Consider the following 20,848-nt stretch of genomic DNA (forward strand, 5'->3'; position numbering starts at 1 on the left):
CGTTCAATCATGGGTTGCAATCAAGTTACGGTAAAATCTCAAGCACCTGCTCTGGCGGGCGGCCGATACGTGCCTGGCCGTTATAAACCACAATCGGGCGCTCGATAAGTTTTGGATTATCGCTCATCGCTTGCAGTAACTGATCCTGCGTCAATGTCTCATCTGCCAAATTCAGTGTTTGGTAGAGATCTTCTTTGGTGCGCATAAGCTGCCGCGCGTCATGAAAGCCGAGTTGTTGCAGTAACGCTTTTAACCCCGCCACAGACGGTGGATTGTCTAAATATAATATGACCTGTGGCTGAATCCCCTGCTGTTCAACCAGTGCGAGTGTTTCCCGGCTTTTAGAGCAGCGTGGATTATGATAAAACGTGACATCTTTCATGATAAATTTCCTTAAGACTTCTGGTATTTCTGGAAGCGCTTATCTAGCTGGCGTAACTGGTCAATGCGCGCATCATAACGCGCCTGTTCCAGACTCCCCAATTTCACCCGAGCACTGGCATCGCTGAGCAGGCCGATGGCCTGTGGCAATTTGCCGCTCAAAGCCAGGCTCTCTGCCCGAGCAGCCAGTTCCTGATCACGTAAACCCAGTGCAGCTGCTGCCTGGGCTAACAGATCCCAGCCATTAGGGTCGTTTGGATTAGCAAAGGTGTAGCGATTTAGTATCTTGACTGCCGCTGCCGGTTGGCCACCTTGGACATAAGCGTTGGCCAGGTTCAATTGCAACACCGGCTCATCATTTTGTTTAGCGGTTGCCGCTTGCAGGCGGGCAATGGCGGCGGCGGCTTTGTTTTGCCCCAGATCAATATCAGTCATCAAATCAAGGAACCAAATATTGCCCGGTTGTTGCGCTAACAGGGGCTGTAACAGATTGCGGGCTTCATCGTACTTTTTGGCCTGATACCACAAAATGGCCTGACCGTATTTGGCCGCCAATTGCTCGCGCACCGTGCCTTTACTCAATGTTTCCAGTAGGTCTGGCGTGAGGCTGTTCTCAGTTGAGCCATACATACCCAGAATACGAACTTTGGCGAATAAATAATCTTGTGATGACGCGATAGGGTGCGGTTTCATCTGATTAGCACGGTTACGCGCATCAGATAAACGGCTATCTGGTAAGGGGTGAGTCAGCAGCATTTCCGGTGGTTTTGATGTATATCGTGACTGATCGGCTAACTTTTGCAGGAAGTTAGGCATGGCCTGCGGATCAAACCCCGAACGCTGTAATACCTGAATACCTATACGGTCAGCTTCCTGTTCGTTGCCTTGAGTAAAGCTGATGACGCCTTGTTGAGCGCCTGCTAACGTACCGCTCAAACCCGCCATCCCTGCTTGTGGGCTGGCCATGGTTAACAGAATAGAACCTAGTACCCCGACCCACGTCAGCGGCGCCATTCTTTGCTGTTCTTCCATCGCGCGCGCCAGATGGCGTTGAGTCACATGAGATATTTCATGTGCTAATACAGATGCTAGTTCACTTTCGTTTTCGGTATAGCGAAACAGGGCAGAGTGGAGTACCACATTGCCACCGAAGAAAGCAAAAGCGTTAATTTGATCGTTATTCACTAAATAGAAATGAAACGGCGTACGTACTGAGTAGGCATTGGCGACCAGCCGATTACCCAGCGTATTGATATATTGAGTCAATAGCGGGTCATAAATCAGCGGGGTGCTGGCGCGCATTTGGCGGACATAAAAATCCCCCATTGCCTTTTCCTGATCGATACTCAAAGTGGCACCCGCAGAGGTACCAATATCGGGCAGCAGGTCTTGTGTCTCAGCGCTGGCAGGTATTGTGCCAGTGAGCAGCAAGCTACTGAGTAGTGTGGCGATCATTGTCTTACTTAACCGACCTGTTTTAGTTAACCGATAAGTCATAAACGAGGCTGCCCTTGCTAATGTAATGACAATTAGACTCCGAGATGTGTAAGAGTTCTTCTTCCTTACTCTACTCTCCAGTACAATTGGGTATAGATCACATAAATAGCATCAAATACGTCAAAGGTTAAGCTCAACCTCCGTGCTGAGGCCCGCAACTATCTTAGCCAGCATGTGGAGATAAGGGAACGTCTGACGAAAACAATTTACCTTCGTTATGTCCCTGCATGTCGGGGCGGTTAAAGGGATCGACTAATTTGTCGATCTCTCATGGCACTTAAGGAGCAATTACGGATGCTAGAGCTGTTGTTACAGTGGTATCGTCGGCGTTTTACCGACCCGCAGGTTATCGCTTTATTGGTTATTCTGTTGGCTGGATTCTGCATTCTCTACTTCTTCAGTGGCATTTTGGCTCCTCTGCTGGCGGCGATCGTGTTGGCGTATTTGTTAGAATGGCCAACCGCCCGATTACAACGTATTGGTTGTTCTCGCCCATGGGCGGCCAGTATCGTACTGGTGATTTTCGGTGGTATCACACTACTGGCGGTATTTGTTGTGGCGCCAACGGTGTGGCAACAGGGCAATAATCTGATATCAGACATGCCGAAAATGCTAAATAAATTCAATGCGTTTGCTCAGACGTTACCTGCGCGTTATCCCGCGCTGGTGGATGCCGGCATTGTCGATATGATGGCAGAAAATCTGCGAAGCAAGCTGTCGGGGATGGGGGAGTCCGTGGTTAAAATCTCTCTCGCTTCACTGATAGGTTTACTGACATTGGCAATTTATTTGATTCTGGTGCCACTGATGCTGTTTTTCCTGCTCAAAGATAAAGAGCAGATGCTGAATGCAGTACGGCGTATTTTACCGCGTAATCGCGGTCTGGCTGGGCAAGTCTGGCTGGAAATGAACCAGCAGATAACCAATTATATTCGTGGCAAAGTATTGGAGATGGTGATTGTTGGCATCGCCACGTATTTAGTGTTCTTTGTTATGGGCATGAATTACGCGCTGTTACTGGCGGTGTTAGTCGGCTTCTCGGTACTGATCCCTTATATTGGCGCAGTGATTGTCACGATTCCAGTGGTGTTGGTGGCGTTATTCCAGTGGGGGGTTGGGGCCGATTTCTGGACACTTTTTATCGCCTATCTGGTAGTACAAGGGCTGGATGGTAACTTGCTGGTGCCGGTACTGTTCTCTGAGGCCGTAAACCTGCATCCTTTGGTGATTATTCTGTCAGTGATCATTTTTGGCGGCATGTGGGGCTTTTGGGGGGTATTTTTTGCTATCCCGTTAGCTACGCTGGTGAAAGCGGTTATTCATGCCTGGCCGGAGGAGTTTATCCCCGACGCAGATTAACTATCCCCTGTGCCCTTGATGCCGCAGCGGTGTTAGCTGGCTGCGTTGCTGCAACAGCAATGGCTTTGGGGAACATTCGATTTATTGCCAATAAAAAGAGCACTTGAGCGCTCTTTTTTTGCAACTTATCGGCCAGGGCCAGGGTGTGATGACTCAGGCACTTTGGCGCAAGTAATCCATTACGATATCGTGGTGGTTGGTGGTTTTGAAATTATCAAACACATGCTCCACCTTACCGTCGGCATCAATTAAGAAACTGATACGGTGGATACCGTCGTAGGTTTTACCCATAAAGCTTTTTTCGCCCCAGACACCAAACTGCTCTGCAACCTGATGATCTTCATCAGACAGCAATGTGAAGTTCAGTAGCTCTTTTTCAGCGAAACGTGACAGCTTTTCAGGTTTATCGGTGCTAATACCGAGCACTTCGACACCCGCTTTCTTCAATTCATCCATGTTGTCGCGCAGACCGCAGGCCTGAACAGTACAGCCTGGTGTCATGGCTTTAGGGTAGAAGTAGACCAAGACACGTTGTCCCTGGAAGTCGGCCAAACTAATCTGCTCGCCATCTTGGTCGGGCAAACTAAACTTCGGCGCTATATCACCGGCTTTCAATGGGCTCATTACTAACTCTCCATTCGTGAGTCATGCTGTGGATAGTTCACAACGCTAATACTGCCTTGCGCGTTGAGTTCTGTACATAGCTGATAAAAAGCGTGTTCAATTATCGAACTGTTTTGGCTGGCGGGACTGTGCGCACTAATCTGGATATGCAACCGAGGAGGGTTGCCACCTTCAGCCGGCTGAGTTTTGGAAACCAACTCGGCGATATTCATATTGTGACAATGAAACAAGTTGGTAAACCGTTCAATAATATGGGGGGAGTCATTGACTTCAACTTTTACCCATACTGTGGCAGGCATCGCTTTTTGGTCCTGGGCATTGGTTCGCTTCATCACAATCAGCAAATCAAGCTCTGCCCCTTTTTGCGGTAAGGTGGATTCCAGTAGGGTAATCGCATTCCAACTGCCTGAAAGCAGCATAATAAATGTGAACTCCTCACCGAACATGGCTAGCCGGCTATCTTCAATATTACAACCGCAGCTACTGACATGGCGGGTGATGGTATTCACGATTCCTGGGCGGTCAGCACCCAGTGCGGTAATGACCAGATAATGTTCATCAAGCTGCGGCAAAATCGCTCTTCCTGTCATGCTCTTTGGGGTTACCATGGTAAACATAAAAAAAACCTGCTGCCAAGCGCTTACAACACAGTTGTTTGCTTGCTTTTGGATAGAGGTCAAAAGTACCATGAGGAACTTGTTTAAGGAGGGGGTGGGCAATGTTTACGGGAAGTCCAATGTTTACAGGAAGCATAGTTGCACTGGTAACGCCGATGGACGATAAAGGTGCGGTCGATCGTGCAAGCCTGAAGAAACTGATTGATTACCATGTAACCAGTGGTACTGCGGCGATTGTCTCCGTGGGCACAACTGGTGAGTCTGCAACACTGAACCATGACGAACATGTCGATGTGGTCATGCAGACGCTCGAACTGGCCGACGGCCGAATCCCAGTCATTGCCGGAACCGGCGCTAATGCCACCTCCGAAGCAATTTCTCTCACCCAACGGTTTAATAATACCGGTGTGGTGGGATGTTTGACTGTCACGCCATATTATAATCGGCCAATGCAGGAAGGGTTATATCAACACTTCAAAGCGATTGCTGAAAGTACCGATTTGCCACAAATTCTCTATAATGTGCCTTCGCGTACCGGTTGCGATATGTTACCGCCGACCATTGCTCGCTTAGCCAAAATTAAAAATATTGTTGCTGTTAAAGAAGCAACAGGGAACTTAAGTCGGGTTAGTCAGATCCAAGTGCTGGTTGATGATGAAGATTTCATCCTGCTCAGTGGTGACGATGCGAGCGGACTGGACTTTATGCAACTGGGCGGCAAAGGGGTTATTTCGGTGACAGCGAACATTGCTGCGCGTGAAATGGCTGAACTTTGTGACTTGGCTGCACAGGGTAACTTTGCAGAAGCACGCCGTTTGAATCAGCGCTTGATGCCGTTGCATCAGCATTTATTTGTAGAAGCAAACCCAATTCCGGTGAAATGGGCCGCGAAGAAGCTGGGATTAATGGCGAATGACACTCTTCGTCTGCCAATGACCCCACTGACTGACCCGGCTAAACGGATTGTGGAAGATGCGCTGAAAAGCGCAGGTTTGCTGTAACTCTTAGGGAAATTTGATGGCAATAACATTGCAAAAGTCGACGGTGGTAACGGTAGTGGGTGTTTCGCTGGCAATGCTGCTGGCAGGTTGCTCCACTGACCAACGCTACAAACGCCAGGTTGGCGGTGACGAGTCTTATCTTGAAGCTCCGGGGCTAAAGCCGCTTAACTCACCAGCAGGGATGATTCTGCCGATACAAAATGGTGAGTTTGATATCCGTTCCGTCAACTCTCAAGGTGCTGTGGGCAAACAGTTGGACATCCGTCCTCCGGTACAACCACTGGCATTGCTTAGCGGTTCTCGCGCTGAAAATGCTAACGATACCAGCAAGCTATTGTTAGAAAATAGCCCGCAAAACCGTAATCTTTGGGCGCAAGTTACCCGCGTTCTACAGGATAAAAACTGGGCGATAGCCAGCCGTCAGGATGCCAGCCAAACGTTGACAACTGACTGGGTCAAATGGAATCGTGCAGATGAAGACGTGCAGTTTGAAGGCCGTTATCAGATAAGCGTGCAGGAGCAAGGTTATCAGTTGGTGTTAGTGGTGAAATCTCTTGCTTTACAGCAAGGTGGGCAACCGGTCACCAGCTATACCGAAATCCAGCGCTACAACGGTGCAATGCTGAATGCCATTATCGAAGGTCTGGATAAGGTGCGTTCTGATAGCGAAAGCAGTCAGGCTTCCCGTAAAGTCGGCACGCTAGATGTTCAAAGCGGCAGCGATGATACTGGTTTACCGCAACTGATTGTACGTGCCCCTTATGCTGTATTGTGGGAACGTCTGCCAGCCGCCCTTGAGAAGATTGGCATGAAGGTTACTGATCGTAGCCGTCCACAAGGTTCGATTAACGTTACCAATAAATCCATGAGTAGCGGCAGTTGGGATGCGTTGGGTGCCAAAGACCCTGAATTGCCAGAAGGCGATTATAAGTTACAGGTCGGTGATCTCGATAACCGCAGTAGCTTACAGTTCATCGGTCCGAAAGGGCATACTCTGACTCAGTCTCAGAACGATGCTCTGGTCGCGGTGTTCCAGGCAGCATTTAGCCAAACTGGTGCTACAAGTACCAAATAAAACCAAAGGGGCTTCGGCCCCTTTAAACCCGTCATACTTCAAGCTGCATGTGCGTTGGCGACGTTCAATCACCCGAGTCACTTACAACACAGTAAGCTCATCGGGATTATGAGCCTCTAATGAGGCTCACCCTGCGGGCCAGCGCAGGCGCTGTTCAAAATGGTTTACAACCAATTTGTCACTCGCTTGCCGCCTTCCTGCAACTCGAATTATTTAGGGTTTAGTCATTTTATAGCGAGTTATATTTTCACATTACTGGAGTAATTAAGATGCAAAAGCTAGCTGAGTTGTATCGTGGGAAGGCGAAGACCGTCTATACCACCGAAAATCCTGACCTGTTGGTATTGGAGTTCCGTAACGATACGTCAGCACTGGATGGTCAGCGCATTGAACAATTCGATCGTAAGGGAATGGTAAATAACAAATTTAACTATTTCATTATGACTAAATTGGAAGAAGCCGGTATTCCAACGCAAATGGAACGCTTGCTGTCAGATACCGAAGTGTTGGTCAAAAAACTGGAAATGATCCCAGTTGAGTGTGTTATCCGTAACCGTGCCGCAGGCTCGTTGGTAAAACGCTTAGGAATAGAAGAAGGTTTGCAACTGAACCCACCACTGTTCGACCTGTTTTTGAAAAACGATGCCATGCATGACCCAATGGTCAATGAGTCTTATTGCAAGACCTTTGGCTGGGCGACAGAAGCACAATTGGCCCGCATGAAAGAGCTGAGCTATCTGGCGAATGATGTGTTGAGTAAACTGTTTGATGATGCCGGTTTAATCCTGGTGGACTTCAAGTTGGAGTTCGGTTTGTTCGGTGATGAAGTGGTTTTGGGTGATGAGTTCTCACCTGATGGCAGCCGTTTATGGGATAAGGAAACCCTGAACAAGATGGACAAAGACCGTTACCGTCAAAGCCTGGGTGGTTTGATTGAAGCCTACGAAGAAGTTGCACACCGTATCGGCGTAAAATTAGACTAACCGCGCAATCGATTCCGTTTTGTCTGGCGCAGGGGAGATAGTCGCTATCTCCCCCATGCTTTTCTTTCTTAACGCTACAGCATTATTAGCGATGTTCACCACTCAGCCCCTCTCTGGGCCAGCCGCAGCAAGCAGCGTTTAGTTTAGCTCCAGACAGATTTGTCTCTCACTTGCCGCCTCCTCTAAGTACTTTGAGCATGTATTTGAATGCCCAACTCCGCTAATAACACCAATCATTTAAGCTTTTAATGGTATTAGCTCAACAGATTTCCTACGATAATATGTAAGGAAAATATCTGGGAGTATTGCTATGCGTTGGCAAGGTCGTCGTGAAAGTGACAATGTAGAAGATAGGCGCGGGGATGCATCCGGGGGCGGTGGTGGGTTCCGGCCTCCGATTGGCGGCAAGGGCGGTATTGTTATTCTCATTGTGGTGTTGGTTGCGGGCTACTACGGGGTTGACTTGACCCCGTTGTTAAATGGCAGTGATCCGATGTCACAAACTCAAACACAGCCACGTTCTCCAAGTTCAGTCAGCACTAAAGATGACCAATATGCCAAATTCACCTCGGTCGTTCTGGCGGATACAGAAGACGCCTGGAAACCTATTTTCCAAAAGATGGGGCGTACCTATCAGGAGCCTAAACTGGTGATGTATCGTGGTGCAACGCGCACCGGTTGCGGTACCGGTCAGTCCGTTATGGGACCGTTTTATTGCCCAGCAGATAGCACGGTTTATATCGACTTATCTTTCTATGAAGATATGAAGAATAAACTGGGTGCGGGGGGCGACTTTGCTCAGGCCTATGTGATTGCTCATGAAGTTGGCCACCATGTGCAGCATTTGATGGGTATTGATACTAAAGTGCGTCAGCAGCAGCAGGGTGCATCTCAGGCTGAAGCTAATCGCCTCTCGGTCAAAATGGAATTGCAGGCGGACTGTTTTGCCGGCGTGTGGGGCAAAGCCATGGAAGACCAGCAGGTGTTGGAAGTGGGTGATTTACAAGCGGCACTAAATGCGGCACAGGCAATTGGGGATGATCGCTTACAGCAGCAAAGGCAAGGGCGTGTCGTTCCTGATAGCTTCACTCATGGCACATCACAACAGCGCTATACCTGGTTTAAACGTGGTTTCGATAGCGGTGATCCTAATAGCTGCAACACGTTCTCCACCCGTTAAACTGATCAGCTAAAATCATTGGCGTTACAGCGAACAGCGCTGTAGCGTCAGGTACGAAAAGTATAAATAGATTATCATAAGACCACTTTCCTCTTACCGGCACGCTAGCTGCCGGCATTTATTGCAAGGCAGGGATAACCATGGCCGCTCTTGATCCAACTTTATTGATTCTATTGGCGTTGGCTGCGCTTGGCATCATTAGCCACAATATGACCGTCACATTAGCTATTCTGACACTACTCGCCATTCGTATTACTCCGTTAAATCAGTTTTTCCCATGGATAGAAAAGTATGGCTTAACCATCGGTATTTTGATTCTGACCATTGGCGTGATGACGCCGATTGCCAGTGGTAAAATTAGCGCCAGCGAGGTGCTGCACTCCTTTGTGCAGTGGAAATCGATATTAGCCATTGTGGTCGGGGTTGCGGTCTCTTGGTTAGGTGGCCGTGGCGTGTCGTTGATGACTCACCAACCGTCCGTGGTGGCAGGGCTATTGGTCGGAACGGTACTGGGGGTTGCGTTATTTAGAGGAGTTCCGGTTGGGCCGTTGATCGCCGCGGGCTTGCTTTCACTGGTGATCGGTAAATCGTAACGTGATCGATCAAATTGTGCTCAGCCAACCACTAATGGCACGGCAGGGGATACGGCGTTTACTGGTCCTCAGCGGTTGCGCGGATTGGTCGCGCCAGCAGGCATTAAATCTGCGTCAGCAATTGCCGGGTGATTGGTTATGGATAGCAGAACAGGCCGCTGACACTGGCAATGCAATTCACCCGACAGCGGCAAAAACCTTACTCGGGCAGGAAGGGTTACATGGCGTATTTGATGCCACCGATGGTTTGAATACCGAAGCACTGGCGGTGCTGGCCGGCGCATTGCAAGCTGGTAGCTGGCTGGTGCTGCTAGTGCCGCAGTGGGATAGGTGGCAGTGCTTACCAGACGCTGATAGTTTGCGCTGGAGTGAACAACTCACCCCCATCACTACACCGAATTTTATTCACCATCTGCAACGTCAACTTCAGGCTGATCCTGATGTTATTTTGTGGCAACAGAACCAGCCGCTATCCATGCCTATGCTGTACTCTCGCCCAGACTGGCAGCAGCCCGACGGTTCCCCTACCACGGAACAGCATACTATCCTTCAACGCCTGATGCAGGCAGAACGCGGCACTTGGGTGCTGACGGCAGCCCGTGGGCGCGGTAAATCGACGCTGGCCGGTATGTTGGTAGCGCAGTGGCCCGGTCGCTGCTGGGTCACCGGGCCGGGTAAAGCAGCCACACAAGTGCTGAATCAGTGCGCGGGAGAACGAGCGCACTTCTGGGCGCCAGATGCACTATTAGACTACTGTCGGTTAAACGATGTCAGCGGAATTGACTGGTTATTGATTGATGAGGCTGCGGCTATCCCTGCCACACTCCTATCGGCGTTATTGGTGTACTTCCCACGGGCATTATTAACCACCACCGTGCAGGGTTACGAAGGCACCGGGCGTGGTTTCTTGTTGAAGTTCTGTACAACACTACACGATTGGCACCCTTTGGCGCTAACAGACCCTATTCGTTGGGCCAGCGGTGATCCGCTAGAGCGTGTCGTGGATGAAGTTATGCTATTTGACGATGAGCTACCGCGCCGCGAATCTCTCTCAGCGTCAGTCGATATTATGCCCTGTAAGCAGCGCGATTGGCTGCACTACCCCGAATTGCTGCGACGTTTTTATGGTTTGCTTGCCAGTGCGCATTATCGCACCACCCCCCTTGATTTGCGGCGTTTGATGGATGCGCCAGGGATGCATTTTTCTGCGGCCAGGGTGGCTGATTCAGTCATTGGTGCACTGTGGCTGGTGGATGAGGGGGGGCTTAGCAGTGCATTAGCCCATGCCGTTTGGGCAGGGAAACGGCGGCCAAAGGGGAGTTTGGTGGCTCAGTCACTGGCGGCTCATAGTGGGCAATGGCATGCACCCACCTTACGGTCGCGGCGAATCAGTCGAGTCGCGGTAGCACCGTCATGGCGGCGGCAGGGGATAGCACAACAGATGATTGCCGCCGAGCTTGCGCGTGGGCAGCGCGAGAGGCTTGATTATATTTCAGTCAGTTTTGGTTATACCCCCGAATTAGAACGCTTCTGGCGTGCCTGCGGCTTTCATCTGGTGCGTATTGGTAGCCATAAGGAAGCCAGCAGCGGCTGTTATGCGGCAATGGCGATATTACCCCTGAGTTTAGCGGGACAATCGCTCTGTGAGGCAGCACGGCAGCAATTAGAGCGTGATTGGTATTGGTTGCAGCAATGGGTCGACATTCCAACGCCCTTATCGCTATCCCAGCCTCAACAACCTGACATTGCCTTAAATGACGACGACTGGCGTGAACTGGCTGGTTTTGCCTTTGCTTTTCGGCCGTTAGAGGCGAGTTTACCCGCACTACAGCGTTTGTTATTACGCAGTCAATTACCCCTTCCCGCATTACGGTATTATTTACAGCAGGGTATTTCGCCCGCGCAGATTGTTAACAATCTAGCCCTAACAGGGCGAAAAGCATTAGTGGCGCGGTGGCGGCAAGAGGCAGCCGAGGGGATGGCAGAGGATTGATGACAGTTATCTTTTATTGTCTTAAAACTCAATTTCTCATGATGTGGCGAAGAGGCTCTTAGGGTAAGGTATTCGCCATATTCAGGATGAGTATAGCGAGGATATCCACCGAGTCAGATCCCGCATCCGCCGTTACCTTCAATAATTCCCACCAACTCCATCAATAAAACCCAATATCTCTGCGAAACCAGCAGCGTATAGTAACGTTATTGTTATTTAATGATTAAAGGCCGCTTGATGAATCAGACTTCTATCGTAGTGCAGCAACCCGCAACGCCAGAACAATTAATACTATTGTTTCATGGTGTTGGTGATAGCGCCGCTGGAATGGCACCGGTCGGTAGCCATTTTGCACAAGCCTTTCCTCAGGCGCTGGTCGTCAGTGTTGATGGTATATTCGCCAGCAACATGGGGAGTGGGCGTCAGTGGTTCTCAGTGCAAGGTGTTACTGAAGATAATCGTCAGGAGCGAGTTGATGCGGTGATGTCGCAATTCATTGATATTATACGTTATTGGCAACAGAAGAGTGGCCTTGGGGCACAGCAGACCACCCTGGTCGGTTTTTCGCAGGGCACTATTATGTCATTGGAGGGGGTGAAAGCTCAGCCGCAGTTAGCCGGGCAAGTTATGGCGTTTAGTGGCCGTTTTGCAACATTACCACAGCAACCCATCGCTGACGTGGTGATCCATTTTATTCATGGTGAGCAGGATGGGGTGATTCGTGTGGAACATGCCAAGGCTGCAACCAGTAGCTTAATGGCTTTGGGCAGCCGCGTAACACTGAGTCTGGATGCCAATACCGGGCATGGTATTAATCAACCGATGCTCAAACTGGCTATCGACCATTTGCGTGACGACCATTTACGTGACGACATTGTTGCGAGGTAATTCACCTTGACGAAGGGGCTGACCCCTTCGTTTGATGTGACTCGAGCTTCACTTATTTTTTCTTGTTCTTATCCGGCCAGTCGTCATCGTCGTCCCATTGCGCATTGTTATCGCGATGAGGCGGTAATTCTGGTTTGTTTTTTAAAAAGCTTTTATGATCAAGACGGCGTAACTCTTTGATACCGTTTAAGATAATGCCTGCAAGCAGGATAAGTATGATCCACCAATAATCTGCTAACCAGTGCATGGTTAAGTTCCTTCCGTTGATATACCTGTCATCTTTCAAACTGCCAGTGTGGCTGCACTCAAGAACCTGAATCACCTGACTGCGTAAGCACGTCGGGATTAATCAACCTTATTCTCGCTTGCCGACTTCCTGCATCTTGAAATCTATAGGGTATGAATAAATCGCGAAAAAATCATGGGTAAATGGCTTGTCAGCCACTCACTGCCTGCCACATCCTGTGATTGCCAAGCTTCTAGTAGAATGTTGGGTGTCAGTAAATGTTCCGCCGCCGCAGCTAACGGGCGATAACTTAGGTGCCAAGGTTCTGCTGCAATACCGCCGTTGTCCTCGCTAAATGGCCGGTAAAAACCAAATTCAGCCATATGAACATCCAGCCACTGGGTCAACGGATAAAAATAGCCACTCGCTTGGTATTCCCATGGCTCCAGCTGTAATTTGGTCTCTGCGGGCAACAGGGAGGGATCGTAAATATCCAGATCACTGCCCCAGTGATGGCGGCTGGCTCCCGGCAGGGCAGACCAGCGTAAAATAGCCTCACAGCGAGCCTGAGCATCAAGTTGGCAAATCTCTATCGGCTGGCTGTCTTTATCTAATACTGGTCGCTCACCGCGAAATTTACCATTCCAGATCGCTAATTGGCGGTCAAAATCGCGAAAAGTGCTGGCAGGTTGTAAATCAAACCCCGCTCGTTTAGCGGCTTGTTGCATAGCCTGAAAGGCCGCAACAGCTTGTGGTTGCAGGCGATGGTTGCCGCTTAACACCGTCAGATGATCGGTTGAACGGCCGGTAAGCATCTCTGGTGTTAATGTATTAGCTGTCATGCGATGAGCTGCTCCATAATTCGCTGATACATCCGGCTCAGTAGCTGCAAGTCAGCGGCGTGAACACATTCATTCACTTTATGGATAGTGGCATTAACCGGCCCTAACTCCACCACTTGAGCGCCCATTAACGCGATAAAACGGCCATCAGAGGTGCCCCCGGTGGTTAACAGTTGCGGCGTGATTTCAGTGTAGTGCTCAACAGCATTAATTACTGCATCGACCAGCGCACCCCTTGCGGTAAGGAAGGGTTGACCAGACAACACCCACTCGAGGGTGTAATTTAGTTGATGGCGTTCCAACAGCGCCTCTACTCGCTGCTTAATCATGCTGTCAGTCAGTTCTGTACTGAAACGGAAGTTGAACTGCACATAGAACTCACCGGGAATCACATTATTGCTGCCAGTTCCGGCATGCAAATTGGCGATCTGCATACTGGTAGCAGGGAAGAACTCATTGCCTTCATCCCATTGTGTAGCAACCAGCTCATTCAGCGCTGGTATTGCCCGGTGAACCGGATTATCTGCTAAATGAGGATAGGCCACGTGCCCTTGAATTCCATGGATACGCAAGTTGGCAGTAATAGAACCCCGGCGGCCATTTTTCACCACATCGCCGACTCGGTCAGTACTGGAGGGTTCGCCAACCAGACAGTAATCCAGCCGCTCGTTACGCGCCATCAACGCATTCACGACTTTGACCGTACCGTTAATGGCCTTGGCTTCTTCATCGGAGGTAATCATAAATGCCAACCGGCCTTTATGCTCTGGATGAGCCGCGACAAAACGTTCGGCGGCGACCACCATTGCAGCCAGTGAACCTTTCATATCGGCGGCACCACGGCCATACAGCATGCCATCACGAATGGTCGGTTCAAACGGTGGGCTGCTCCAATGGCTTTCATCACCGGTGGGGACCACATCGGTATGACCGGCAAATGCCAAGGTTTCACCTTCGCCGCGCCAGGCCCAGAAGTTAAGGGTATCGCCAAAATTCATAGGTTCTACCGTAAAACCGATAGCCTCTAAGCGCTTAATCATGATCGCCTGGCAGCCCGCATCAGAAGGGCTGAGCGACGGGCGTCTAATTAATTGTTGGGCCAGTTCGATTACCGGACAGATCATGTTATTGCACCTCGATAACGTGTTGTTTAATATTATGTTTCTTAATAAAGAGTTGATAACTTTCAATTTTGAAGCCCAGCAGCATTTCGCCATTGGTGGCTTCCAGTAGCGGGCGTTTAATTATGGCTGGCTGTTCTAGCATCAGCGCTTTGGCGGCCAGAGCATCGGTTATTGCATCACGTTGGGCTTGTGGCAATTTACGCCAGGTGGTACCGCGCGTATTGAGCAATGGTTCCCAACCCAGTTGATCGATAAAACCTTGCAGGCGTTCGTCACTCAATCCGTCTGCACGATAATCGTGAAACTGATAGGCAATACCTTGCTCTTCCAGCCAGCGGCGGGCCTTTTTTATGGTATCGCAATTTTTAATGCCATAAAGGCGCAATGATGGAGTGGCTAGGCTATCTGACATGGAAAAATAATACCTCGGCTAGAATGGCAAATCAGGTCAGCCGTATAGACGACTGCCCGGCTCAAGGGGAGCAATTTGCCCATAATGCGGGAAAATGTGATTTGAATCCAGACGGCTATGCGTTGTTGAGCGCGGCGGTAATCAGAACTGACCTGTTGATTTAGCCGATACGGTCAAGGTTAGCGGCATATTGGCGAATCGCTTTTTGGTAGAGGCTGATGTCCTGATGGCTTGAGGTTTCAGCCAGCAATATCAATAACGTAGCGACTGCCTCTTTGGTTTCACCGAGGTTATACAGTGTCATGGCACGGAATAAGGTAATCTCTTTCGCTTGTGGGAAATGGGCTAACGCGCGGTCAAATGTATCCAGTGACTCTTGATATAGCCCCAGAGCGCGATAAGTGCTGCCCAGCCCCAGATAAGCCTCCTGCAACTCTTTACCTACCAGATTGTGCTCAATAGCGGCCCGATAGAATGGGATTGCCTGCAACTCCAACCCCTGCACATCATACAGTGAGGCAATCTTATACAGCAGACTGGCGTTATCTGGTGAACGACGCAGTAAGTCCAGCGCCATTGCCACCGCATCATCATAACGGCCCAGCTCTTTTAATGAGTCGATGGAGTGTTTCATGGTTGTGCTCTGTATTTTGCCAATAACGGGTTTTGTCAAAAACGGCGTTTACCCCTATATATCTGAGCACGCTACTCTCGAATGATAAAACAGGCAAGTGATGTAATGCTGGCTGAGGAAACTCAGTGACAGGGCAAAATTCAAGATCTCTGCGACAGATCTCATTTCAACCGTTAGGTAGCTTACTTTCGATTTTGACTGTTCAAAAAATAGGCGTATAATTGGCCGCGATAATTAGAGAGGATGTTATGGTTGAATTTGAGTTAAGCACGTGGAAAGAGTTTATCGATGCTATGCTGCGTAAGGCATAAGCGAATAAACCGGCAGTAAGAGTAACTATCTTTTTGTTGTTTTAACGATTGACTTATTACACACCCAGGGGCGAAAAATCGCTCGCCAGAAAGGCAGAGACCATATTGGCTCTGCCTTTTTTATGCCCGTCATCTTGCAAACCGTAGGTGTGTTGGCGGCTCTCGTTCACCCGAATCACTGACTTGATGTCAGCTCATCGGGGTTCTCTTGCTTGCCGTCTGCCTACAGCTTGAAATCTATTGGGCATAATCAGGAGTCATCTTTCAAACCGTAGGTGTGTTGGCGGCTCTAGTTACCCGGCCCATCCTTGGGGGTTAGCGGCTCTCGTTACTCTTTCGCGCGCGGTGGCCTGCCTGGGAAGCGACGACGCACCAGAACAAAGAACAGCGGTACAAAGAAAATCGCCAGCACGGTAGCTGAAATCATCCCCCCCATCACACCAGTACCTACGGCATGTTGGCTACCTGAGCCTGCACCCTGGCTGATAGCCATGGGTAACACACCAAAGATAAATGCCAGCGAGGTCATCAAAATAGGCCGCAACCGCTGGCGGGAAGCCTCAAGAGTGGCTTCGACTAAATCTTTACCTTTATTGTTTAATTCGCTGGCAAACTCGACGATTAAAATGGCGTTTTTGGCCGATAAGCCAATAATGGTCAGCAACCCGACCTGGAAATAAACGTCATTCTCCAACCCGCGCATCCAGGTGGCCGCCACCGCACCTATAACCCCGAGAGGCACCACCAACATCACAGAGAACGGTATTGACCAGCTCTCATACAATGCCGCCAAACACAAGAACACCACCAGTAACGAGATGGCATAGAGGGCCGGGGCCTGTGAACCCGATAGCCGCTCCTGATAGGACATACCTGTCCACTCCAGACCAAAACCATTCGGTAGCTGTTTGACCAGATTCTCCATTACATCCATTGCAGTACCGGTACTGATACCTGGTGCCGCCTCACCGACAATTTCCAGTGCAGAATAACCGTTATAGCGCTCCAATCGTGGTGAGCCATATTCCCAGCGGGTAGTAGAGAACGCCGAGAAGGGCACCATGCTGCCGCTTTTATTACGGACATACCATTTGTTAACGTCTTCCGGCAGCATACGGGCGGTGGCCTCAGACTGCACATAGACTTTCTTCACCCGCCCACGATCAACAAAGTCGTTAACATAAGTCGAACCCCAGGCCGTTTTCAGGGTGTTGTTAATATCATCCAGTGCTACGCCCAACGCTTGTGCTTTGCGTTGATCGATATCTATCTGCAACTGCGGACTATCGTCCAATCCGTTATGTCGCACTCGGGTCAGGGCTGGCTCTTTAGCAGCCATCTGTAATAACTGATCGCGAGCAGCCATCAATTTGTCATGACCCAAACCGCCGTGATCTTGTAATTCCATATCAAAACCTGATGAGCCACCCAAGCCTGAAATGGCTGGCGGGCTACTGACCGACACTCTGGCCTCGGCAATTTTATTAAATACTTTGGTGGCGCGTTCAATAATGGCAAAAGAAGAGTTATTACTCTCTTTACGCTGATCCCAATCAGACAGCCGGATGAAGAGGCGTGCCACATTTTGGCCGTTACCACCTGGGCCGGACCCCACCGTTGAGAATACCGACAACACATTATTCTTTTCTTCCGTCAGGAAGTAGTTCTCTACTTTTTCAACCACTTTCAGTGTCTGTTGTTGGGTTGAACCCACCGGGAGCTGGACTTGGGCCATAAACACACCACGGTCTTCCAATGGTAAGAACGACGTCGGTAACTTGATGAACAACAGCGCCAGCCCGCCCAACAGCAGAAAATAGAGCAACATATAGCGCAGACTATGATGTAACACCTGAGCCACACCTTTCTCGTAACGGCGAGTGTTACTATCGAACATACGGTTAAACCAACCGAAAAAGCCGCGCTTGGCGTGATGATGGCCCTGCTGAATGGGTTTGAGCATGGTGGCGCAAAGTGCTGGGGTTAGAATCAAGGCGACCAGCACCGAAAGCACCATGGCAGAAACGATGGTAATGGAGAATTGGCGGTAGATGGCCCCGGTGGTGCCACCGAAGAATGCCATCGGGATAAACACGGCAGACAGCACCAGCGCAATACCCACCAATGCGCCCTGAATTTGCCCCATAGACTTACGAGTGGCTTCGCGTGGCCCTAGTCCTTCTTCGCTCATCACTCGTTCGACGTTTTCCACCACCACGATGGCATCGTCAACCAACAGCCCGATCGCCAATACAATGGCAAACATGGTTAGGGTATTAATACTGAATCCGAACGCCGACAGTACTGCGAACGTGCCCAATAGCACCACTGGGACGGCAATTGTTGGGATAAGGGTGGCGCGGAAATTCTGCAAAAAGAGATACATCACCAGGAAAACCAACAAAATGGCTTCCAACAATGTTTTTACCACATCCTTGATTGAGGCTTTAACGAACGGTGTGGTTTCATAAGCGATTTTGGCTTCAAGACCGTGCGGGAAAAACGGGGCCAGTTCTGCTATCCGGGCCTTAACCAACGCATCGGTTTGCAATTCATTGGCACCGGAGGCGAGCTTGATACTCATTCCTGATGCAGCCTGGCCATTAAAGCGACTCAGATAATCATATCTTTCAGCACCCATCTCAATTTTAGCCACATCACCCAATGTGACCAGCGACCCGTCCTGGTTGACCCGCAGCGTGATCTCCCTAAATTGCTCTGGTGTCTGTAATTGAGATTGAGCATTAATGGTGGCATTTAATGCCTGATTATCGACGGCAGGGGTTCCACCTAATTGGCCCACCGCAATCTGACTATTTTGCGATTGGATAGCGCTGACAATATCTTGGGTGGTCAGTTGATAATTATTGAGTTTATTGGGGTCGAGCCAGATACGCATAGCATATTGGGAACCGAAGGCATCAATGCTGCCGACCCCTTCGATACGGCTAAGTGGGTCTTGTAGATTACTGGCGACATAGTCAGCAATATCTTGTTTATCCATACTGCCATCGGTGGAGACAAAGGCCACCATCATCAAGGTGTTATCACCGGATTTTGAAACTGAAACCCCTTGCTGTTGTACGTCTTGTGGCAGTTTTTTAATGGCAGACTGCAACTGATTCTGTACCTGCTGCATCGCTTCGTTAGGATCAGTACCCGCTTGGAATGTCAGGGTTATTGATGCGCTGCCAGAGTTGCTGCTTTGCGATGACATATACAACAGCTTATCAAGGCCGGTCATGCTTTGCTCGATAACCTGCGTGACGGTATTTTCCAGTGTTTGTGCCGAGGCTCCTGGATATGAGGCACTGATGCGGACGTTAGGTGGTGCCAGATTCGGGTATTGCTCAACCGGCAGCGTTGAGATTGCTAAAGCCCCGGTAAGACACAAAATTATCGCCAATACCCAAGCAAAGATCGGGCGGTCGATGAAAAAATTAGCCATGCAGTGCCAGCCTCTATAAATAAAAAATCATATCCAGCAGAATCTACTGTGCACTTTACGCGGGAATGCGGGTGGAAACGTGAAGAAAATATGGAGAACCTGTAAAAAACCTCGATAAAACTGAGTTAATCCATCTCAATGTAGAAAATAATGATAAACAGGTGTTTTTTCTGGCATCAGGTAAACTGATTATATCCCAAGAATTTAGCGTGGCAGCCAGGTTGCAATGTTAAATAAGCAGGGAATAGCAGTCACTCAAAATAGGAATTTTTATGGAGCTAAATCCAGTGTTTGCCCGCCGTCTCTATCTCTGCTGGTTAATCAGCAGTGGTGACTCGCTTAATGTACCGCGCTTGATGGAATTGACCGGCTGGCCACGGCGCACTTTGCAAGATGTCTTGAAGGCGCTACCCGGTTTGGGTATCACTCTGACTTTTGTGCAGCATGGCGTGCGCAATAACGCGGGTTATTACCAGTTAGATAGTTGGGGGCCACTGAACAAAAAATGGATATACGATAACCATGATTTTATTTTAGCGGCCATTGAGTAGCCTGACAGCCAGCGAATAGTTTGGTGGCTATTAAATAATTGGGTGGTGGTTAGTACTTTTTATTTTCCAAAAACAAAATGGTTGCTGCCACTCGCGAACGCACATTTAACTTACGCAATAAATTGCGAATATGTACTTTTACGGTTTCTTCTGAAATGTGTAATTCAAATGCGACTTGCTTATTGGACATACCGCGCGCCACTTCTTGCAGCACATCTAATTCACGCTCGGTTAACTCGGAGAAAGGATTAATCTCTTCATGGCGGGAGGATAAGTACTGTGCAACTTCATTGCTGAATACATTCTCGCCACGCGCTGCCTGACGGATATTTTCCAGTAATACTTCCGGTTCGCTATCTTTGAGCAGATAACCATCAGCACCGGCATCAATCATGGCATATACATCGCTGCGCGCATCAGAAACTGTCAGCACGATAATTCGCGCATCAATCCCGTCATGTCGTAATGCTTTTAGGGTATCTAGCCCAGACATCCCTTTCATATTCAGGTCGAGCAGAATGACATCCGGCTGACATTTGGCCGCTGCGGTAATAGCCTCACTGCCGCAGTTAGCTTCGGCAACGACATCAAAACTGTGGTCCATCTCAAGTAATTGCCGAATACCACGGCGCATAAGGGGATGGTCATCAACGATCATAATGGTGTGACTTTTGGTCATATAAGTAATGTCCCTGTAACCGATATATGCCCATTATCTTGCAAATTGCATGGGGGGATTGACGGTTGATGTTACTCGGCCCCTGTGAGCACATCTGTTCCTGACCGCCTTCCTGCACTTTGTAATCTATTGGGTATAGACGTTAAATATTTTGGCTGTTGAATACAGATTATTTTTGATAGCCAATTTAGCAGGCTACGTTATCCATTATTGTTAGTAAAACTGCGATCTAAGTGTACCTCAAAACTGAGGCCAAATTCATTTAACCGCAACAGTTTACCTGAAGAAATAATTACCAAAGTATCATCTTGTTTGATAGCTATTCTCATTAAACAAATCGTTATATAAAAAAGGTAATAACGCAAATAGATTTAACAGTGACAAACTGCGTAAATAACCACTAAATTAATTGATCTTGCTCAATATCTAC

At 49.2% G+C, this 20,848-nt stretch carries 20 protein-coding genes; 9 read left to right on the plus strand and 11 right to left on the minus strand.

Annotation, left to right across the window (positions count from 1 at the left end; genetic code table 11):
- Positions 1-25: 25 nt before the first annotated feature.
- Positions 26-382, minus strand: coding sequence for an arsenate reductase (glutaredoxin) (gene arsC, locus V2A85_RS02425; RefSeq protein ID WP_372559629.1), 357 nt, complete (start codon positions 380-382; stop codon positions 26-28).
- Between the two features lie 11 nt (positions 383-393).
- Positions 394-1,836 (minus strand): M48 family metalloprotease, encoded by a 1,443-nt coding sequence (locus tag V2A85_RS02430; RefSeq protein WP_372559934.1) that lies wholly within the window; start codon positions 1,834-1,836, stop codon positions 394-396.
- A 336-nt stretch (positions 1,837-2,172) separates the two neighbouring features.
- Between V2A85_RS02430 and V2A85_RS02435 the strand changes: the two genes are divergently transcribed.
- Positions 2,173-3,237 (plus strand): AI-2E family transporter, encoded by a 1,065-nt coding sequence (locus V2A85_RS02435; protein ID WP_372559628.1) that lies wholly within the window; start codon positions 2,173-2,175, stop codon positions 3,235-3,237.
- Positions 3,238-3,390: 153 nt separating this feature from the next.
- Here V2A85_RS02435 and bcp read toward each other — a convergent pair whose 3' ends face one another.
- Positions 3,391-3,861, minus strand: coding sequence for a thioredoxin-dependent thiol peroxidase (bcp, locus tag V2A85_RS02440; RefSeq protein WP_372559627.1), 471 nt, complete (start codon positions 3,859-3,861; stop codon positions 3,391-3,393).
- A 2-nt stretch (positions 3,862-3,863) separates the two neighbouring features.
- Entirely contained in the window at positions 3,864-4,433 is a 570-nt protein-coding gene (locus tag V2A85_RS02445; RefSeq protein WP_083164144.1) for a glycine cleavage system transcriptional repressor, read from the minus strand.
- A 164-nt stretch (positions 4,434-4,597) separates the two neighbouring features.
- Between V2A85_RS02445 and dapA the strand changes: the two genes are divergently transcribed.
- The 7 genes from dapA (at position 4,598) to ypfH (ending at position 12,191) form a co-directional block, all read left to right on the plus strand.
- Complete coding sequence (gene dapA / locus V2A85_RS02450) at positions 4,598-5,479, plus strand: 4-hydroxy-tetrahydrodipicolinate synthase (RefSeq protein ID WP_372559626.1); 882 nt, start codon at positions 4,598-4,600, stop codon at positions 5,477-5,479.
- A 16-nt stretch (positions 5,480-5,495) separates the two neighbouring features.
- Positions 5,496-6,554, plus strand: a complete 1,059-nt coding sequence (gene bamC / locus V2A85_RS02455) for an outer membrane protein assembly factor BamC (protein WP_083163303.1) — start codon at positions 5,496-5,498, stop codon at positions 6,552-6,554.
- 269 nt (positions 6,555-6,823) lie between these two features.
- Positions 6,824-7,537, plus strand: coding sequence for a phosphoribosylaminoimidazolesuccinocarboxamide synthase (gene purC / locus V2A85_RS02460; protein WP_083163306.1), 714 nt, complete (start codon positions 6,824-6,826; stop codon positions 7,535-7,537).
- 310 nt (positions 7,538-7,847) lie between these two features.
- On the plus strand, positions 7,848-8,717 hold the full coding sequence (locus tag V2A85_RS02465) for a neutral zinc metallopeptidase (RefSeq protein WP_083163309.1): 870 nt from the start codon (positions 7,848-7,850) through the stop codon (positions 8,715-8,717).
- A gap of 140 nt (positions 8,718-8,857) precedes the next feature.
- Positions 8,858-9,310, plus strand: a complete 453-nt coding sequence (locus V2A85_RS02470) for a DUF441 domain-containing protein (protein WP_004876835.1) — start codon at positions 8,858-8,860, stop codon at positions 9,308-9,310.
- A 34-nt stretch (positions 9,311-9,344) separates the two neighbouring features.
- Positions 9,345-11,303, plus strand: a complete 1,959-nt coding sequence (locus V2A85_RS02475; protein ID WP_420070849.1) for a tRNA(Met) cytidine acetyltransferase TmcA — start codon at positions 9,345-9,347, stop codon at positions 11,301-11,303.
- A 237-nt stretch (positions 11,304-11,540) separates the two neighbouring features.
- Complete coding sequence (ypfH, locus tag V2A85_RS02480; RefSeq protein ID WP_420070845.1) at positions 11,541-12,191, plus strand: esterase; 651 nt, start codon at positions 11,541-11,543, stop codon at positions 12,189-12,191.
- A gap of 52 nt (positions 12,192-12,243) precedes the next feature.
- On the opposite strand, the gene V2A85_RS02485 is transcribed toward ypfH, so the two are convergent.
- From V2A85_RS02485 to acrD, 6 genes are all read right to left on the minus strand, one after another.
- Positions 12,244-12,438: a YpfN family protein gene (locus tag V2A85_RS02485; protein ID WP_083163315.1), complete on the minus strand. Its 195-nt coding sequence runs from the start codon at positions 12,436-12,438 to the stop codon at positions 12,244-12,246.
- A gap of 143 nt (positions 12,439-12,581) precedes the next feature.
- Complete coding sequence (locus tag V2A85_RS02490; protein ID WP_083163318.1) at positions 12,582-13,259, minus strand: M15 family metallopeptidase; 678 nt, start codon at positions 13,257-13,259, stop codon at positions 12,582-12,584.
- On the minus strand, positions 13,256-14,383 hold the full coding sequence (gene dapE / locus V2A85_RS02495; protein WP_372559622.1) for a succinyl-diaminopimelate desuccinylase: 1,128 nt from the start codon (positions 14,381-14,383) through the stop codon (positions 13,256-13,258). Before dapE ends, V2A85_RS02490 begins: the two co-directional genes overlap by 4 nt.
- A gap of 1 nt (position 14,384) precedes the next feature.
- On the minus strand, positions 14,385-14,795 hold the full coding sequence (locus V2A85_RS02500; RefSeq protein ID WP_420070846.1) for an ArsC family reductase: 411 nt from the start codon (positions 14,793-14,795) through the stop codon (positions 14,385-14,387).
- 160 nt (positions 14,796-14,955) lie between these two features.
- Positions 14,956-15,429 (minus strand): tetratricopeptide repeat protein, encoded by a 474-nt coding sequence (locus V2A85_RS02505; protein ID WP_372559620.1) that lies wholly within the window; start codon positions 15,427-15,429, stop codon positions 14,956-14,958.
- 639 nt (positions 15,430-16,068) lie between these two features.
- Positions 16,069-19,188 (minus strand): multidrug efflux RND transporter permease AcrD, encoded by a 3,120-nt coding sequence (gene acrD, locus V2A85_RS02510; protein WP_420070847.1) that lies wholly within the window; start codon positions 19,186-19,188, stop codon positions 16,069-16,071.
- Between the two features lie 272 nt (positions 19,189-19,460).
- Between acrD and V2A85_RS02515 the strand changes: the two genes are divergently transcribed.
- Positions 19,461-19,739, plus strand: a complete 279-nt coding sequence (locus V2A85_RS02515; RefSeq protein WP_372559618.1) for a winged helix-turn-helix domain-containing protein — start codon at positions 19,461-19,463, stop codon at positions 19,737-19,739.
- A gap of 49 nt (positions 19,740-19,788) precedes the next feature.
- Here the strand turns inward: V2A85_RS02515 and narP are convergent, their stop codons facing one another.
- Complete coding sequence (narP, locus tag V2A85_RS02520; RefSeq protein WP_372559617.1) at positions 19,789-20,418, minus strand: nitrate/nitrite response regulator protein NarP; 630 nt, start codon at positions 20,416-20,418, stop codon at positions 19,789-19,791.
- Between the last annotated feature and the right edge of the window lie 430 nt (positions 20,419-20,848).

The organism is Yersinia sp. 1252 StPb PI (assembly GCF_048593885.1).
GTDB classification, from domain to species: Bacteria; Pseudomonadota; Gammaproteobacteria; order Enterobacterales; family Enterobacteriaceae; genus Yersinia; species Yersinia enterocolitica_E.

Bases quoted from the DNA above. Each gene is read 5' to 3' on its own strand.
- arsC (WP_372559629.1), bottom strand. From the start codon at position 382: ATGAAAGATGTCACGTTTTATCATAATCCACGCTGCTCTAAAAGCCGG.
- V2A85_RS02430 (WP_372559934.1), bottom strand. From the start codon at position 1,836: ATGATCGCCACACTACTCAGTAGCTTGCTGCTCACTGGCACAATACCT.
- V2A85_RS02435 (WP_372559628.1), top strand. From the start codon at position 2,173: ATGCTAGAGCTGTTGTTACAGTGGTATCGTCGGCGTTTTACCGACCCG.
- bcp (WP_372559627.1), bottom strand. From the start codon at position 3,861: ATGAGCCCATTGAAAGCCGGTGATATAGCGCCGAAGTTTAGTTTGCCC.
- dapA (WP_372559626.1), top strand. From the start codon at position 4,598: ATGTTTACAGGAAGCATAGTTGCACTGGTAACGCCGATGGACGATAAA.
- bamC (WP_083163303.1), top strand. From the start codon at position 5,496: ATGGCAATAACATTGCAAAAGTCGACGGTGGTAACGGTAGTGGGTGTT.
- purC (WP_083163306.1), top strand. From the start codon at position 6,824: ATGCAAAAGCTAGCTGAGTTGTATCGTGGGAAGGCGAAGACCGTCTAT.
- V2A85_RS02465 (WP_083163309.1), top strand. From the start codon at position 7,848: ATGCGTTGGCAAGGTCGTCGTGAAAGTGACAATGTAGAAGATAGGCGC.
- V2A85_RS02470 (WP_004876835.1), top strand. From the start codon at position 8,858: ATGGCCGCTCTTGATCCAACTTTATTGATTCTATTGGCGTTGGCTGCG.
- V2A85_RS02475 (WP_420070849.1), top strand. From the start codon at position 9,345: ATGGCACGGCAGGGGATACGGCGTTTACTGGTCCTCAGCGGTTGCGCG.
- ypfH (WP_420070845.1), top strand. From the start codon at position 11,541: ATGAATCAGACTTCTATCGTAGTGCAGCAACCCGCAACGCCAGAACAA.
- V2A85_RS02485 (WP_083163315.1), bottom strand. From the start codon at position 12,438: ATGCACTGGTTAGCAGATTATTGGTGGATCATACTTATCCTGCTTGCA.
- V2A85_RS02490 (WP_083163318.1), bottom strand. From the start codon at position 13,259: ATGACAGCTAATACATTAACACCAGAGATGCTTACCGGCCGTTCAACC.
- dapE (WP_372559622.1), bottom strand. From the start codon at position 14,383: ATGATCTGTCCGGTAATCGAACTGGCCCAACAATTAATTAGACGCCCG.
- V2A85_RS02500 (WP_420070846.1), bottom strand. From the start codon at position 14,795: ATGTCAGATAGCCTAGCCACTCCATCATTGCGCCTTTATGGCATTAAA.
- V2A85_RS02505 (WP_372559620.1), bottom strand. From the start codon at position 15,429: ATGAAACACTCCATCGACTCATTAAAAGAGCTGGGCCGTTATGATGAT.
- acrD (WP_420070847.1), bottom strand. From the start codon at position 19,188: ATGGCTAATTTTTTCATCGACCGCCCGATCTTTGCTTGGGTATTGGCG.
- V2A85_RS02515 (WP_372559618.1), top strand. From the start codon at position 19,461: ATGGAGCTAAATCCAGTGTTTGCCCGCCGTCTCTATCTCTGCTGGTTA.
- narP (WP_372559617.1), bottom strand. From the start codon at position 20,418: ATGACCAAAAGTCACACCATTATGATCGTTGATGACCATCCCCTTATG.